This window comes from Lactobacillus johnsonii ATCC 33200 (genome assembly GCF_000159355.1).
GTDB classification, from domain to species: Bacteria; Bacillota; Bacilli; order Lactobacillales; family Lactobacillaceae; genus Lactobacillus; species Lactobacillus johnsonii.
The window spans coordinates 422,871-437,154 of record NZ_GG670121.1 but is presented as its reverse complement, the minus strand read 5'-3'; the positions used below and the strand labels follow the sequence as shown (position 1 = coordinate 437,154).

The 14,284-nt window shown below is 34.5% G+C and carries 10 protein-coding genes and 1 pseudogene; 7 read left to right on the top strand and 4 right to left on the bottom strand.

What is annotated here, in order from left to right:
- Positions 1-6: 6 nt before the first annotated feature.
- The gene (locus HMPREF0528_RS07180; RefSeq protein ID WP_004896310.1) at positions 7-846 is read right to left on the bottom strand and encodes a DegV family protein; all 840 of its coding nucleotides are present in this window, start codon (positions 844-846) and stop codon (positions 7-9) included.
- A gap of 119 nt (positions 847-965) precedes the next feature.
- Entirely contained in the window at positions 966-1,151 is a 186-nt protein-coding gene (locus HMPREF0528_RS07175) for a hypothetical protein (RefSeq protein WP_004896308.1), read from the bottom strand.
- Positions 1,152-1,360: 209 nt separating this feature from the next.
- On the opposite strand from HMPREF0528_RS07175, the gene HMPREF0528_RS07170 reads away from it, so the two are divergent.
- A complete protein-coding gene (locus HMPREF0528_RS07170; RefSeq protein ID WP_004896304.1) occupies positions 1,361-3,280 on the top strand; it encodes a GTP-binding protein in 1,920 nt (639 codons plus the stop codon).
- 253 nt (positions 3,281-3,533) lie between these two features.
- On the opposite strand, the gene HMPREF0528_RS07165 is transcribed toward HMPREF0528_RS07170, so the two are convergent.
- Both HMPREF0528_RS07165 and HMPREF0528_RS07160 read right to left on the bottom strand, forming a co-directional pair.
- The gene (locus HMPREF0528_RS07165) at positions 3,534-4,868 is read right to left on the bottom strand and encodes a ClC family H(+)/Cl(-) exchange transporter (RefSeq protein WP_080545358.1); all 1,335 of its coding nucleotides are present in this window, start codon (positions 4,866-4,868) and stop codon (positions 3,534-3,536) included.
- A gap of 316 nt (positions 4,869-5,184) precedes the next feature.
- A pseudogene (locus HMPREF0528_RS07160) lies at positions 5,185-7,132 on the bottom strand (M13 family metallopeptidase).
- Between the two features lie 100 nt (positions 7,133-7,232).
- Here HMPREF0528_RS07160 and HMPREF0528_RS07155 point away from each other — a divergent pair.
- The 6 genes from HMPREF0528_RS07155 to HMPREF0528_RS07135 all read left to right on the top strand — a co-directional run bounded on the left by HMPREF0528_RS07155 (position 7,233) and on the right by HMPREF0528_RS07135 (position 14,233).
- The gene (locus HMPREF0528_RS07155) at positions 7,233-8,099 is read left to right on the top strand and encodes a helix-turn-helix domain-containing protein (protein ID WP_004896297.1); all 867 of its coding nucleotides are present in this window, start codon (positions 7,233-7,235) and stop codon (positions 8,097-8,099) included.
- A gap of 189 nt (positions 8,100-8,288) precedes the next feature.
- Complete coding sequence (locus tag HMPREF0528_RS07150) at positions 8,289-9,563, top strand: MFS transporter (protein ID WP_004896296.1); 1,275 nt, start codon at positions 8,289-8,291, stop codon at positions 9,561-9,563.
- A 326-nt stretch (positions 9,564-9,889) separates the two neighbouring features.
- A complete protein-coding gene (locus HMPREF0528_RS09115) occupies positions 9,890-10,051 on the top strand; it encodes a CsbD family protein (RefSeq protein ID WP_004898353.1) in 162 nt (53 codons plus the stop codon).
- 39 nt (positions 10,052-10,090) lie between these two features.
- Positions 10,091-10,357 (top strand): GlsB/YeaQ/YmgE family stress response membrane protein, encoded by a 267-nt coding sequence (locus HMPREF0528_RS07145; RefSeq protein WP_004896291.1) that lies wholly within the window; start codon positions 10,091-10,093, stop codon positions 10,355-10,357.
- A 136-nt stretch (positions 10,358-10,493) separates the two neighbouring features.
- Positions 10,494-11,321 carry an exodeoxyribonuclease III gene (locus HMPREF0528_RS07140; RefSeq protein WP_004896290.1) on the top strand — a complete coding sequence of 276 codons (828 nt, stop codon included), beginning with the start codon at positions 10,494-10,496 and terminating at the stop codon, positions 11,319-11,321.
- Positions 11,322-11,383: 62 nt separating this feature from the next.
- Positions 11,384-14,233 (top strand): DEAD/DEAH box helicase, encoded by a 2,850-nt coding sequence (locus HMPREF0528_RS07135; protein ID WP_004896288.1) that lies wholly within the window; start codon positions 11,384-11,386, stop codon positions 14,231-14,233.
- Positions 14,234-14,284: the final 51 nt, after the last annotated feature.

Sequence of the window (14,284 nt, the reverse complement as noted above, 5' to 3'; positions counted from 1 at the left end):
ATTACCCTATTCTTTTTCAAAACCAACCATTAAGCCGCCTTCTTCAGCATAGAAGCTGCAAAGTGCGCCGCATTCGCCAATGGTAACTTTAGCATCTGGGAAGTTATCTAAGATAATTTCTTTCATGCTTAAAGCAGAGCCTTCATTTTGTACATGGTCGATTTGAACGCGGCCTCCGCGATAGCCAGCTTTAACCATATCATCTAATAATTTTCTTCTAGCTTTCTTAGCGCCGCGAGCTTTCCCTAAAAGTTCAAACTCACCTTTATTGTTTGCTGTTCCAATAACAAATAGCTTCAGTAAACCAGCAATCTTTGCGACAGCTGGTGGAATTCGGCCATTGTTACCTAAGTTAGTTAAATCTTGTAAGGTAAACATTAAATCAAGGTGGTGTTGGTATTCTTCCGTTGCTTTAACAATCTCTTCAAAAGATTTTCCAGCACTTGCCAAACTAGCAATCTTTTCCGCAAGTAGTCTTAATTGTGGACCAGCTGAGCGAGAATCAAAGACTAAAATTTTAGCTTTTGGATTCTTTTCATGATAAATCTTAGCAGCTTGGGTAGCTGAATTATAACTACCAGAGAGTGCGCTAGTTAAAGTAATGACAAAGATTGCGTCGCTGCCTTCAAAGGCCTTAAGCCAGTCATTTACATTTGGACAGGCAGAAGTTGATTTGTTTTTAGTATGCTTTAAGGTGTAGAGAAATTTATCTAAATCAATATCAGGCGTATCGAGCCAAAGCTTGCCATCAACGTGAAGTGATAAAGGAACAGTAACATGATCAATTCCATCGATTTGATCAGCTGTGATATTCGCAGTTGAATCTGTAATAATTTTTATCGGCATATAGATTACCTCGAATTAAATATATTAAGCTGTTTTCTTTCAGTCTAAAATACTATAGATAGTAAAGTCAAAGAAAATGCTATAGGTACAAAAAAGAGCAGCCATAAGGCCGCTCTTGGTTAATGTGAAAATACTAGTCCTAATAAGCCGCCTAAGGCTACTAAAGCCAGAAGAGGCAATACTAGATAAGAAACGAAGGCAAATAGCAGGCCGATCACGATTAAGAAACCGACGATCTTCAAAATGCCAATTCCTAGTTTCCAGAACAGCCAAATAATTAATAAGGCTAATAAAAGTGAAAACATATTTCGAACCTTCTTATAAAAATCAATTATCTTTTGATATTAATCATATTACGAATTAAGGAGAAAGGGTAGATAAGTTTTTATTAAGAATGGTTAGGATTTTTCTTCTCAGATAAATAACATTACAACCTCACTTATTACTTGTACAAGACTATCATAGTATAATAAACACTAATATACGAACTGATTACATTTAGAAAACTAGAAAAATGAAAAAACTAACAACAGGAATTTTAGCCCATGTAGATGCTGGAAAAACTACCTTGTCAGAAGGGATGCTCTACAAAAGTGGCACATTGAGAAAATTAGGTGCAGTTGATAAAGGAACTGCCTATTTAGACAGTGATGATTTAGAAAAGAAACGAGGGATTACGATTTTTTCCCATGTTGCGTGTATTCAAACCGGTAATAGTGAATTACAAATTTTAGATACGCCAGGCCATATTGATTTCGCTCAAGAAATGGAAGAGACGTTAAGTGTTTTAGATTATGCCATCTTAGTTGTATCAGCCAGTGAAGGGGTAACTGGATACACCCGCACTCTTTGGAGCTTACTAAAAAAGCATCAAATTCCAGTTTTTATCTTTGTTAATAAAATGGATACCTTGAAGGCTGATAAGGAGAATATTCTTAAGCAACTTAATGAGCTGGATGACAATTTTATTGAGTTTGACAATCAAGATGAAGATTTTTATGAAAAAGTAGCTACTGTAGATGAAACAACATTAGATCAATATCTAGAACTTGGAAAAATAGAAGATAATGCAGTCAAAAAATTAATTAATAAAAGAAAGATTTTTCCAGTATATTTTGGAGCAGCTTTAAAATTAATTGGAATAGACGAATTTTTATCAGGCTTAGATAAGTGGACTGATGGAAGAAAGTATCCTAATGACTTTGGAGCTAGGATTTTCAAGGTTTCTTATAATGAAAAGGGCGAACGATTAACTTGGGTAAAGATTACGGGTGGTAGTTTAAAAGCCAAGACCGAAATATTTCCCGATGAAAAGGTAAATGAAATTCGTCGCTATAACGGCACTAAGTATCAAGTTATTCCCCAGGCAGAAGCTAGCAAAATTATTGCTGTTAGTGGCTTGAAAAGTACCTACCCGGGACAAGGATTAGGCTTTGAAAATGATCAGACTAATTTTACCGTTCAGCCGGTTCTAACTTATGCAGTAAAAGTTGATTCAGCTAACACAAATGCTTGCTTGCAAGCATTAAAACAGCTTGAAGATGAGAACCCTCAACTCCATGTTAAGTGGAACAAGCAGACAGAAGAGATAAGTATTGATGTTTTGGGAAAGATTCAATTAGAAATTCTCCAGCAACTATTACTCGATCGCTTTAATTTAGAAGTTGAATTTACTCAGGGCAAGATTCTTTACCAAGAAAGTATTAAAGCTTCAGTTGAAGGGGTTGGTCACTTTGAACCTTTAAGGCACTATGCAGAAGTTCACCTGTTACTCACTCCTGGTAAAAACGGAAGCGGCTTAGTTTTCAAAAATAAGTGTAGTTTAGAAGTTTTGCCTAAAAAATGGCAAGATCAAGTGATGGAGAGTTTATCTAATAAAGAACACTTAGGTGTCTTAACTGGGGCGCCTATTACCGATCTTGAAATTACTCTGGTTGGAGGCCGGGGAAGCAATGTTCATACAGTTGGCGGAGATTTTCGTGAGGCAACTTATCGTGCAGTGCGGCAAGGATTAATGGAGCTAAAAGCTAGAAAACAAGTTTATTTACTTGAACCTTGGTACCAATTCACTCTAAGAATTAATCAGGATCAAGTTGGTCGGGCAATTAATGATTTTGAGAGAATGGGTGGAAAATTTGAACTCGGAGAAAGTAGTGGGAACGTCACTACGATTACCGGTCAAGCACCGGTAGCTCAGATGCAGGATTATGCCACTGAAGTTAGAAACTACACGCATGGTAGTGGACAGCTAGAATGTTTATTCTTGGGTTATCGAGAATGTAAAGATAGTGCTGATATTATTGAAGAAATGGCTTATGATCCATTATCTGACATTAACAATACTCCTAACTCAGTTTTCTGCTCCCATGGCGCAGGTCATACAGTTGTTTGGAATGAGGTACCAAGTCATGCCCAGTATCCATATTTAGGATAAATTGCTGCACTATTTTGGTAGATTAAGCTAAATAATTTTATAGTAAAACGCTTTCATTATTTATGAAAAGGTGCTATATTAAAAGTGTGAAATAGCTCTAGTAGAAGTCACGATTAGGATTGTTAATATTTATATTTTTTATTAAGTCGACGATACTCTAGCTATTGCAATTCATAAATATATTTTATAAGAAAAGGAAGTTCTGATTAATGAACTTCCTTTTTTGGTGTTAATAAAAATGTAAGTAAAGTAATTATTTGAATTCCATTTGCTTGCGTAGGACCGTGTAGATTGGTTCTCCACCTAAGAGAGCTAGAATTAGATAAGCAATAAAGACACTCATAATCATTGGCAGAACTTGTTCTACGGTTCCGATCATTTCTGTCAACAAAATAATTGCGGTAAATGGGGCTCGCAAAATTGCCCCCAGGTAGGCTGCCATAGAGACAATAATGATATTAGTATAGTTGTCAGTAGAAATGAGGCCTAAGTGGATAAAGACAGTCGCAAAAATCGTCCCCATTAAAGCCCCTAAAACTAAAATAGGCATAAAAGTACCGCCAGGGATAGAACTACAATAAGAAATCATAGAAAAAATTAGTCTTAGTAGAAAGAAGACAACTGGGATTAAAATCCATGAAAGCTGCCCTAGTTTTTCTTCTTGGATAATTAATGGATTGTGAAAGAGTGAATCGATTAAGTAATGTGATCCGCCCAAAACATGAGGAAAAGCAAGACCAATTGGAATAACTAATAAAAGGGGAACAATACTGTGGTATTGCATCGGAATAATTTTTAGCTTGTTGAAAAGCCATTTAGTATTTAAAAGAGACCGTTGATATCCATATGCCATTAGACCTGCTACAATTCCGACTGTAATTAAGGACCAGTAGGAGTGAACGGGTAATTTTTTAGCAATTGGAAGATAAAGACAGGGCCGCGTTCCAAAAAATATAATGGTAACTAAGTCAGCTGAAGCAGCGGCTCCTAAGGCACTGATACATTCTTTAGGTTTAAAAGAATGGGTAATGACTTCAACAAGAAAAAATACACCTGCAAGTGGGGCTGAGACCGCTGCACTAAGGCCAGCCGCAATTCCAGCGCATTGAAGTAAGCGTCTATCTTCTTCACTACATTCAAAAATGTTTTCTGCAAAACCTTGACCTACTAAAGCCCCCATTTGGATGCACGGTCCTTCTCGCCCAAGAAAAAGTCCCATTGAGCTTACTAAGAGGCCGCCTACGAATTTTCGCCATAAGACGGGGAACCAATCAACTTCGTGTTCTCCCATTAAGGTTGCTTCGACTTGAGGAATACCTGAACCAGATAAGTCTAGTAAATATGGTTTAATAATTTTGCTCACAAGGATACAGATAAAGAATGTAAAGATGGTATATAGGCTTATCCATTGGGGATGGGCTGCGAGATAGGGATAGAGAAAGTATAAAAAATGAATGCTTTTATCGATAACAAAACGGAAAATACTGACAATCATCCCTATAATTAATCCGATAATGATGCTTTGAACTAAAAGCTGGGGCACTCGGGTAGTGAAGGGACGTCTAAGAAAATCTTTAGCAGGCTTCATAATTGTGACTTCTTTCATATATACGTTGTTAGGTTTATTGTATGCCGAAATAAGAAAAGAAAACAAATAATAGATGGCAAAAGAGCCCTACTAGACCAATGATTTTGATCTAATAAGGCTCTTTTGCACTGAATCACCTGTATTCCTGAATGACCAGTCTAAGTGTACGTGTAGGTCAAAAAAAGAGGTACGTTGATGTGTTAAAGAGTGAGATCTGAAACTACTCAATACGTAATTTCTATTTAAATATAATTTTTAGCTAAATCTTCCTTGTTTTTTTGTCCTAACCAAAAATTCCCAGTAAAATTTACTTTTCTTACCAAATATGAACCCTCTTCTCGGGATCAAGCCACATTCCGTCGGTTGGCTGGATATTAAAAGTTTGGTAGAAATCACCAATGCACTGAGCAGGTACATTTGATCTGAGTTCACTTGGGGCATGAGAATCATAGGCAATGATTGATTTTCTAAATTGGGGCATCATCTTACCACACCAAATTTTAGCCCATGCTTGAAATAACTCTTGTAGATTACCATTTTCCTTTTTTGCGGTTTCTACAGCAACAGTTAATCCACCTAAGTCGGCTACATTCTCTCCAACGGTTAACTTACCATTAGTCTTAAGGCCACCACAAATAATACCATCAAATAATTCTATTTCAGCTTGTGAAAGTTCAGTAAATTTGTTGTAATCTTCTTTACTCCACCAGTTACGGATATTACCAAATTCGTCAAATTTGGACCCGTTGGGATCAAAAGCATGGGTAATTTTATGAGCAATGACTGCACCAATACCACCTAGATTTTCACTCAAGGTATTATCTGAACTATAAAAAAGGCTTTTGCAGAATTGCAGCAGGGAAAGTAATATCATTTTTTGTTGGATCATAGAAAGCATTGATTAAATTTGCTGGAACATCTGGTCCCCAAAGAGTCCGGTCAACTGGTTTATATAACTCATTAAAACTATACTGTACCCATGTCTTATTAGCAGCAGATATATTTTCATATAATGATTTATTTGCTGAAACTTGAATGTCATTATATACGTCACTAATTTTATCGGGATAGCCAATTTTTAGGGTTATATGATCGAGTTTTTTAAGTGCTTCATTTTTAGTAGATTCACTAAGCCAGCTGTTATCTTGCAATCTTTGCTTATAAGTTTCAAGCATTTTATTAATCATTTGCTCAACATTAGCTTTTGCGGTTGAGCCAAAATATGATTGGGCGTAATAAATACCAATGACTTCCGCAAATACTCTGTTAGCAATCCTGTAAGCTTGTTTTTCTGTAGAAGGTAATTCTCTAACACCCTCTACCGCCTGCTTGTAGGGAAAAGCAGCCTTTTGAAATTCTTCCGAAAGATAGTCAGCGGAACTATTGACAAATTTTACTAATATCCAACTTTTAAGTTCTTCGAAGTTTTCGGGATTAACAAGTTCATTAATGTGCTTTAAATAATCTGGTTCGATAACAATAATTTTTTCAGGTACTTTAGAGAAAAGGCTATTTAAGAGCTGCTCTATATCTAAAAATTCGAAAGAAGAAGCAAATTGTTGAGTTGAATAAGCATTATACATGCTAGCAAAATCATTTATTTCTTCTTGAGATTTTTTATGTTTGGCTAATTTTTTATCAAATCGAACTGCATTAGTGGCAATTTGTTTACTGTCTTCAGAACTAAGACCGGCTAGAGTTAAGAGCTTAGCCGATTGCTTTTCGAAAGTGTTCAATAGTTCTTCGGAAGAAGGATCCTTATAAGCGGAGGCATCTGGTAAAAATGAATTTGGTGAAGCAAAATACAAGGAATTTTGAGAAGTATTCCTCATATCTGCATCTACATAAAAATAGAGGGGTAAGGAAAAAGCATCTTTAATTAATTGAGCTAAATTTTGGTTAAAATCAGAGAACCTAGATAAAGAAAGCAGCTTTTGGAGATCAGGTTTGATTGGTTGAGCACTATCAGCATTTCTCTTATCAAAATCTAAAGTTAGCTTATACAAAGTGATAGCTTTGTCCAAATTATCTAAGTCCGGCAACTTCTTCTTATTAAAAGCGAAGTTATCAAAATTCTTCAGAATTTGTTTTCTAATTTTAGTGTCTAATTCTACGAAACTGTCCATAAGTGGACGATCGGCTGGAATTTTTGCTTTTTCAAGCCACTGTGAATTAGTAGCTAAGTATAAGTTGTCTTGAAGTTTAACATTGGTATTTGCTACAGCAGAATCACCTAAGCCACCACGAATTTTAAAAGTATTCATAATTAATTACTCCTTTAAATTTAATTGTTGAATTAAATTTAACAAATAGTTAATATTATTTTAATAAAATTCGTATTCGAATTATTTTGAGGTGTAAAAGATGACTATTGGCGAATTGCTTAAAGACTATCGAATAAAACAAGGTAAAAATCAAAGAGAATTTATTGCTGGAATTGTTAGTCAGTCATATTATTCAAAAGTTGAAAAGGATATACATCGAATTACCGCAGATGATTTGTTGGAAATTTTAAATCATAACGGAATTCCAGTTAAAGAATTTTTTGAAAAATTAGAAATTGATCCAAATCAATGGCAGATTGATAAAATTAATAAACTCATGGAAGAAATAACTGAAGCTAGTTATTCGGAGCAGGCAATAGATCAAATAAGAAAAATCAGGGAAAAGGCGCAAAAGTTAGATTTGAATCCAGAATTAAAAGAAGAGGCTCTATTAATAATTGATGGATTTATAGAATTAGAAAAAGATGATCCAGAAACTTTTGATGAAAAGTTGAGAACTAAGTTAAAAGAAAAGATATTTATGATGCCAGAATATAATACACATAAGCTGTCTCTTTATGCTAATTTTATAGATTTATATGATTTTGATAGCAACTTACAAATAATAAGACAGATAAATAAGGTATTAGAAAGAAAACCAATAGAGAGGCAAGAAGAGATTCTATTTGCAATTGTATTGAACGTATTGGGGCAAGCTATTAAAGAGAAAAAGTATGATAAGACAGATGAAATTATTAATTTAATAAATCAAATAAAAGTAATCCCCGACTTCTTTTTTTATCGTGAAATGCTGACTTTTTATGAAGAATTGATTGCATATCATTTTGATAAAAAACAAGAGCATATAAGAAAATGTAAGTTGATTTTAGAAAGCTGTGAATGGGGAGGGATGCAGATATACGGTGAAGAAATGAAAAAATTTTTTGATGAATATAAAGATCAATAAGTCTAAAAATCTCTTGAATCAGTACGACTCAAGAGGTTTTTAGATACCATAATTTTTTCATTAGATGTTATATGTGAAAAACTCTCTTTCTTCCAAAAAAAATTCAAATACGACTATTTTAAAAATAATTTTAATTCCTTGATAATATTAAAACAACATTAAAACATATGAAAAACGGAGTTAAATATTATGAACGTATTTTTGAAGAACAGAGATTACAGAAGATTTTCAGTCGCTAGTTTCTTATCTAGTGCTGGTGACATTCTTTTTTATTTAGCGTTTATGACTTATGCAAGTAAATTACAAAATTATTCTCTTGCCTTATCATTAATTGCAATCTCTGAATCACTGCCAAGATTATTTGATATCTTTGGTGGCTACTTAGCTGATAGAACAAGAAAAAAGTTTAAGAACATCTTCTTAATGTCTCTAGTTAGATTTGCCCTCTATAGTTTAGTTGGGATATTGTTTGTTACTAATGTATCTCAATGGGGCTTAGTAATCGCAGTAGTAATTATTAACTTTATCTCTGATATGGCTGGTACTTATGCTGGAGGCTTGAGTGCTCCATTAATTGTTGATTTAGTTGGAGAAGATGAATTTGCACAAGCAGAAGGCTTTACCAATGGTATTAGTCAAGTGATTACTACTGTAGCTCAGTTTGTTGGATCAGGTCTCTTGCTTTTCTTGTATTACTCAAACTTAGCTTTCGTTAATGCATTTACCTTCTTAGCAGCTGGCCTGTTATATGCTAGTGTAGGAGTTCGTCATAAGAAAGATAATCAGCCTATTGAACCACAAGAAGTAAATGAGCAAAAATTCTTTGCGACAATGAAGACTTCATATACTCAAATCAAGAAGGCTTCAGGCTTGTTATCAGTAGTTTTAGTAATTGCACTTCTTAACGGTGCATTAACTTCTATGGGTTCCTTATTACCAATTATTATGGCGGGTAATCGCTCAACAATGATTATTTCCACTTACAGCTTTACTCTTGCAGTAATTGGTTTGGTAGTAAGTGTTGGTGCAATCTTAGGTAGTACTTTTGGACCACAATTATTTAAAAAGCAATCTGTTTTCTTTATGGTTATTGTTGCTATTGATTTAAGTGTAGCCACTACAGTAGCTGCAGTGTTTGCTAATATTTTTGCAATTATGCCATTTTACTTCTTATTAGCTTTAATAGTAAGTACTGCTTCACTTAAAATGCAACAATGGTTAGTTACGACAATTGATCGTAAGATTTTAGCTTCAAGTGTAGGCTTGCTTAATACAATTATCATGGCAACTTCACCAGTAATGACTACAGTATTAACTACTATTTCAGGCTTAGGCGATGTTAGATATGCATTATTTGCACTCTTAGCAGTAGAAATTATTATTTTGTTTGTCGCAGTTAAATTGAGTGTTAAAACTAAAATAAACACAGAAGAAGTTAAATCCGCTGTTGTAGTAAATAAATAGCTTATAAAATTAATGTTCAACTAATGACGCAGCACTTGTGAATCAATTCTCTCAAGATCTTAGGGATATTTGTCAAAAAATCCTATTAAATCTTATTTTGTACTTTGATTTAATAGAATTCTTTATAAGCTAAATTAACGTATTTGTATACTATACATAATAAGTTATTAAGGAAGTCTTAAGCTTATTGCTCTGTAGGCAGTAGAATATCTTTATTCATCAGGACTTGATATGATTAAGTTAATCAATCGTAAGTCATACAAAGATTAAAAATAGCTAGCTAAATCAATCTTTTATGTATTTTTAGGAAAGGAAGCCTAATTATGATGGAAGATAAACATGGAATTAAAGACAAGGTAGCAGGTAAGCTTAAAGAAGTAGAAGGAAAAATCACTGGTGATAAAGCTCGTGAGGTCGAAGGAAAAGCTCAACAAGCTAAAGGAAAGGTGAAATCTAAAGCTACTGAAGTAAAAGAAGACTTAGAATAATCTACTCATTGTATATTTTAGAAATAGGAGGCGATCCCCATGCTTCACTGGATTTGGGTTTTGATTGTCGGAGGCGTAATCGGGTTGATTGCAGGAGCCATTACTCATAAAGGCGGCTCAATGAACTGGATTGCAAATATTATTGCTGGGCTAGTAGGCTCATCCTTAGGTGAGGCTTTGCTGGGTGCCTGGGGTCCGCAGGTTGCGGGAATGGCAATTATTCCATCGTTATTAGGAGCTATTATTTTAGTTATCTTAGTTTCATGGATTATGACTATGCTATTTGGGTCAAAAGCTCATTCATAAATCATATTTAACACAATTTAAAAATTCTCTCTCAAAAGAGCAGTCTTAGTCGACTGCTTTTTTCTATGGGCGGCCTTTTAAATTTTCATAGTATAATGGATATGATATAAAAATCTAGGTAAGAAAAGAGATAACAATGCGTTTAATTTCATGGAATATTGATTCCCTTAATGCTGCTTTAACCAGTGATTCACCGCGTGCCCAACTTACGCGTAGCGTTTTAAATACAATAAAAGAAAAAGATGCCGATATTATTGCTATTCAAGAAACAAAATTACGTTCTACTGGTCCAACGAAGAAGCACCAAGAAGTTCTTGCAGAGATATTCCCTAACTATGACTATGTCTGGCGTTCTTCTGAAGAGCCAGCAAGAAAAGGCTATGCCGGGACGATGTTTTTATATAAAAACACTTTAACGCCTGAGGTAACCAAGCCAGCTATTGGCGCACCGGATACAATGGATTATGAGGGACGAATTTTAACCTTAGAATTCGATAATTATTATGTTACTCAAGTATATACTCCTAATTCTGGTAATGAATTGAAGCGATTAAAAGATCGCCAAATTTGGGATGAAAAGTATACAGAATATTTACAAAAATTAGATAAAAGTAAACCAGTAATTGCGAGTGGTGACTATAATGTTGCCCATACTCCAATTGATTTGAAACACCCCGAAAATAACCACCATAACGCTGGCTTTACTGATGAAGAGCGTCAAGGCTTTGATAAATTATTGAAGCTTGGCTTTACTGATACTTTTAGAAAGGTCCACGGTAATGTAGAAGGTGTTTACTCATGGTGGGCTCAAAGGGTACGAACTAGTAAAGACAATAACTCGGGCTGGAGAATTGACTATTACATTGTTTCTGATAGAATTGCTGATCAGGTAACTAAATCAGAAATGATCGATACCGGAGATCGTAAAGATCATTGTCCAATTATGCTAGAAATTAATTTATAATTATCCACTTGTGGATAAGTAAAGAAGATCGTTTAGGTCTTCTTTTTTAATTTAGATGGGAAGTGAAGGCTGTGGATAACGTTTTAAAAGAAGCAATTTTGAATGGGTTATACGATAAGGATAAAAATAATGGCAATGAATTCTTGAGTCCCCAGTTAGTAAGTAATGATAAGGAGAACAAGATCTGGTTTACTTTGCGGCAAGAATTATTGTCAGCTACTTCTTTTACTTGGGCAGTTGCATTTATTTCTGAAAATATGCTTGTTCCATTTAAATTAGTGATGTCGGAACTAGCTAAAAAAGGAATTAGCGGTACGTTAATTACAGGTACTTATCTTGGCTTTAATAGTCCGAAAGTTTTCAAGGAATTAATGAAAATACCGAACCTGAAAGTTCGGCTAAGTGAAGAAGCTGGTTTTCACGCTAAGGGATATATTTTTAATCATGAAGATTATCAAACTATTTTAATTGGGAGTGCAAATTTTACTAGATCAGCTTTATTGAAAAATTGCGAGTGGGGATTAAAAGTAACATCTCATGAAAATGGTCACTTATTTCAAGAAGTTAACAATCAAATTCAGATTGCGTTGACTACTAGCCTTCCACTTACCAATTCCTGGATTAGAGAATATGAGAAAAATTGGCAGTCTGTCAAAAAGACAGCTATGCATTTGGCAACTGATCGAAAAGAAGATATTTTGCCTAATAAAATGCAAAAAGCTGCTCTAAATAATTTAACTGCTCTAGTAAATGAGGATGCAAAAAGAGCCCTGGTTGTTTCTGCCACTGGGACGGGAAAAACCTATTTGGGAGCATTTGCAGTTCGAGAATATAACCCTAAAAAGTTTCTTTATCTAGTACATAGAGAACAAATTGCTAAAAAATCTTTAGAGGGTTTTTATAAGATAATTGGCGGAAGTCGTGAGGACTATGGTTTATTAACTGGAAATAAGCATGATTTTAATAAAAAGTATCTTTTTGGAACCATTCAAACTTTAAGTCAGGACAAAGTTTTAGGGAAATTGGATCCAAAAGAATTCGATTATATTTTAATTGATGAAGCCCATCGAGTGGCCGCTCCAACTTATCAAAAAATTTTAGAACACTTTACGCCTAAATTTTTACTAGGAATGACTGCTACACCTGAAAGAATGGATAAGCAAAACATCTATGAAGTATTTGATTATCACTTAGCTTATGAAATTAGGCTAAAGGATGCCTTGAATGAGCAGATGTTAACACCGTTTCACTATGTGGGAGTAGAAGATTATACGGTAGGCGATGAGGTAATTACTGAAACTAGTAAATTAAAAAACTTAGTTGCTGAAAAGCGAGTTGATTATGTCCTTAAACAGCTTGATTACTATGGCTATTGCGGTAAAAAAGCTAAAGGTTTAGTATTTTGCAGTCGGCAAGAAGAAGCACGAAAGTTAGCAGAATTATTTACGCAAGATGGACACCTTGCACAGGCTCTGACTAATGAGGACAGTCAGAAGAAGCGAGTAAAAGTAACTAAGAAGTTAGAAAATGGTGAATTAGAATATATATTTACCGTAGATCTATTTAATGAAGGAATCGATATTCCATCCCTAAATCAGATTGTGATGCTCCGAAATACCCAATCGAGTATTATTTTTATTCAACAACTAGGGCGTGGGCTGCGTAAATTTCCGGGAAAAGACTATGTAACTGTAATTGATTTCCTGGGTAATTATAAGAATAACTATCTAATTCCAATTGCCTTAAATGGTGATAAGAGTCGTGACAAAGATCAAGTTATTAGAGAAAGTAAAGTACCGCAAGTTATCGATGTTTCAACAATTAACTTTACTGAGGTAGCTTCACAAAGGATTTTAGATTCACTTGAAAAAATAAAACTAGATAGCATGCGGGAGCTGAAAAAGTCCTATGAAGATTTAAAGGCAAAACTGGGGCGCGCCCCTCTTTTATATGACTTTTACCAATATGGAACAACCGCTCCAACTGTTTTTGCTAAAAATCACCTTTTAGCCCACTATGGCGATTTTTTAAAGAAAATGGGAGAAAAAGTCGAGCTAACAGATTATCAAAGTTCTGTTTTATCTTTTGTAACGAAGGAGTTGCTATTTGGCAAAAGACCGCATGAATTATTGCTCTTAGAAAGCTGTTTAGTTAAGGAAAAGGTAAGTGAAGCATCCTATCTGCAATTACTCGAAGGAAAAAATTGCTATGTAAATGATGCTGTACTAGATTCAATTGGGAAAGTTTTATCCTTAGAATTTTTTGACGTGAAACAAGGAAAAACAACGAAAAAAGAGCAGTATGGAAATATTCCATTAATTGAAAAGACAGGAAAGCACTATCTATTTTCAAGTCAACTTTCACAGAACTTACGGGCTAATCAGCAATTTAAAAACCTATTTAACGATGTTATAAAAACAGGCTTGGTGCTTTCAAAAGAATATGATTCTGATCAACAATTTACTTTGTATAAGCAATATGATCGTAAGGACGTTTGTCGTCTCTTAAACTGGCCTAAGGACGTTTCAGCACCAATGTATGGTTATCGGGTTGGTGAAAAAGAAACGCCAATTTTTATCACTTACCAAAAAGATTCAAAGAAGAAGAGAAATGCCCGCTATCATAATACTTTAGAAAATGGACATAGTCTGCGCTGGTATACCCGTACGCCGCGTCACATTGATTCAGATGAGGTAAAACGGCTGCTTAATACAAAAGATATGAAATTACACCTATTTGTTAAGCAAAGCGATGCAGCAGGAAAGGAATTTTATTACTTAGGTACTGCCGATATCCAAAGAGATTCTGTTAAAGAAGAAAAAATAGGTTTAAAGCAAAAGAGTACAGTTGGAATGAATCTGATTCTCAAGCATCCGTTAAATCAAGCCATCTATGATTTGCTTTTTAGTTAAGAATTAAGCATAGTTTAGAATAAATTATAGAAATTCATAATAATTATTTGG

What these genes read in the sequence shown, in the direction of transcription:
- HMPREF0528_RS07180 (WP_004896310.1), bottom strand. Translation starts at nt 846, where the DNA reads ATGCCGATAAAAATTATTACAGATTCAACTGCGAATATCACAGCTGAT.
- HMPREF0528_RS07175 (WP_004896308.1), bottom strand. Translation starts at nt 1,151, where the DNA reads ATGTTTTCACTTTTATTAGCCTTATTAATTATTTGGCTGTTCTGGAAA.
- HMPREF0528_RS07170 (WP_004896304.1), top strand. Translation starts at nt 1,361, where the DNA reads ATGAAAAAACTAACAACAGGAATTTTAGCCCATGTAGATGCTGGAAAA.
- HMPREF0528_RS07165 (WP_080545358.1), bottom strand. Translation starts at nt 4,868, where the DNA reads ATGAAGCCTGCTAAAGATTTTCTTAGACGTCCCTTCACTACCCGAGTG.
- HMPREF0528_RS07155 (WP_004896297.1), top strand. Translation starts at nt 7,233, where the DNA reads ATGACTATTGGCGAATTGCTTAAAGACTATCGAATAAAACAAGGTAAA.
- HMPREF0528_RS07150 (WP_004896296.1), top strand. Translation starts at nt 8,289, where the DNA reads ATGAACGTATTTTTGAAGAACAGAGATTACAGAAGATTTTCAGTCGCT.
- HMPREF0528_RS09115 (WP_004898353.1), top strand. Translation starts at nt 9,890, where the DNA reads ATGGAAGATAAACATGGAATTAAAGACAAGGTAGCAGGTAAGCTTAAA.
- HMPREF0528_RS07145 (WP_004896291.1), top strand. Translation starts at nt 10,091, where the DNA reads ATGCTTCACTGGATTTGGGTTTTGATTGTCGGAGGCGTAATCGGGTTG.
- HMPREF0528_RS07140 (WP_004896290.1), top strand. Translation starts at nt 10,494, where the DNA reads ATGCGTTTAATTTCATGGAATATTGATTCCCTTAATGCTGCTTTAACC.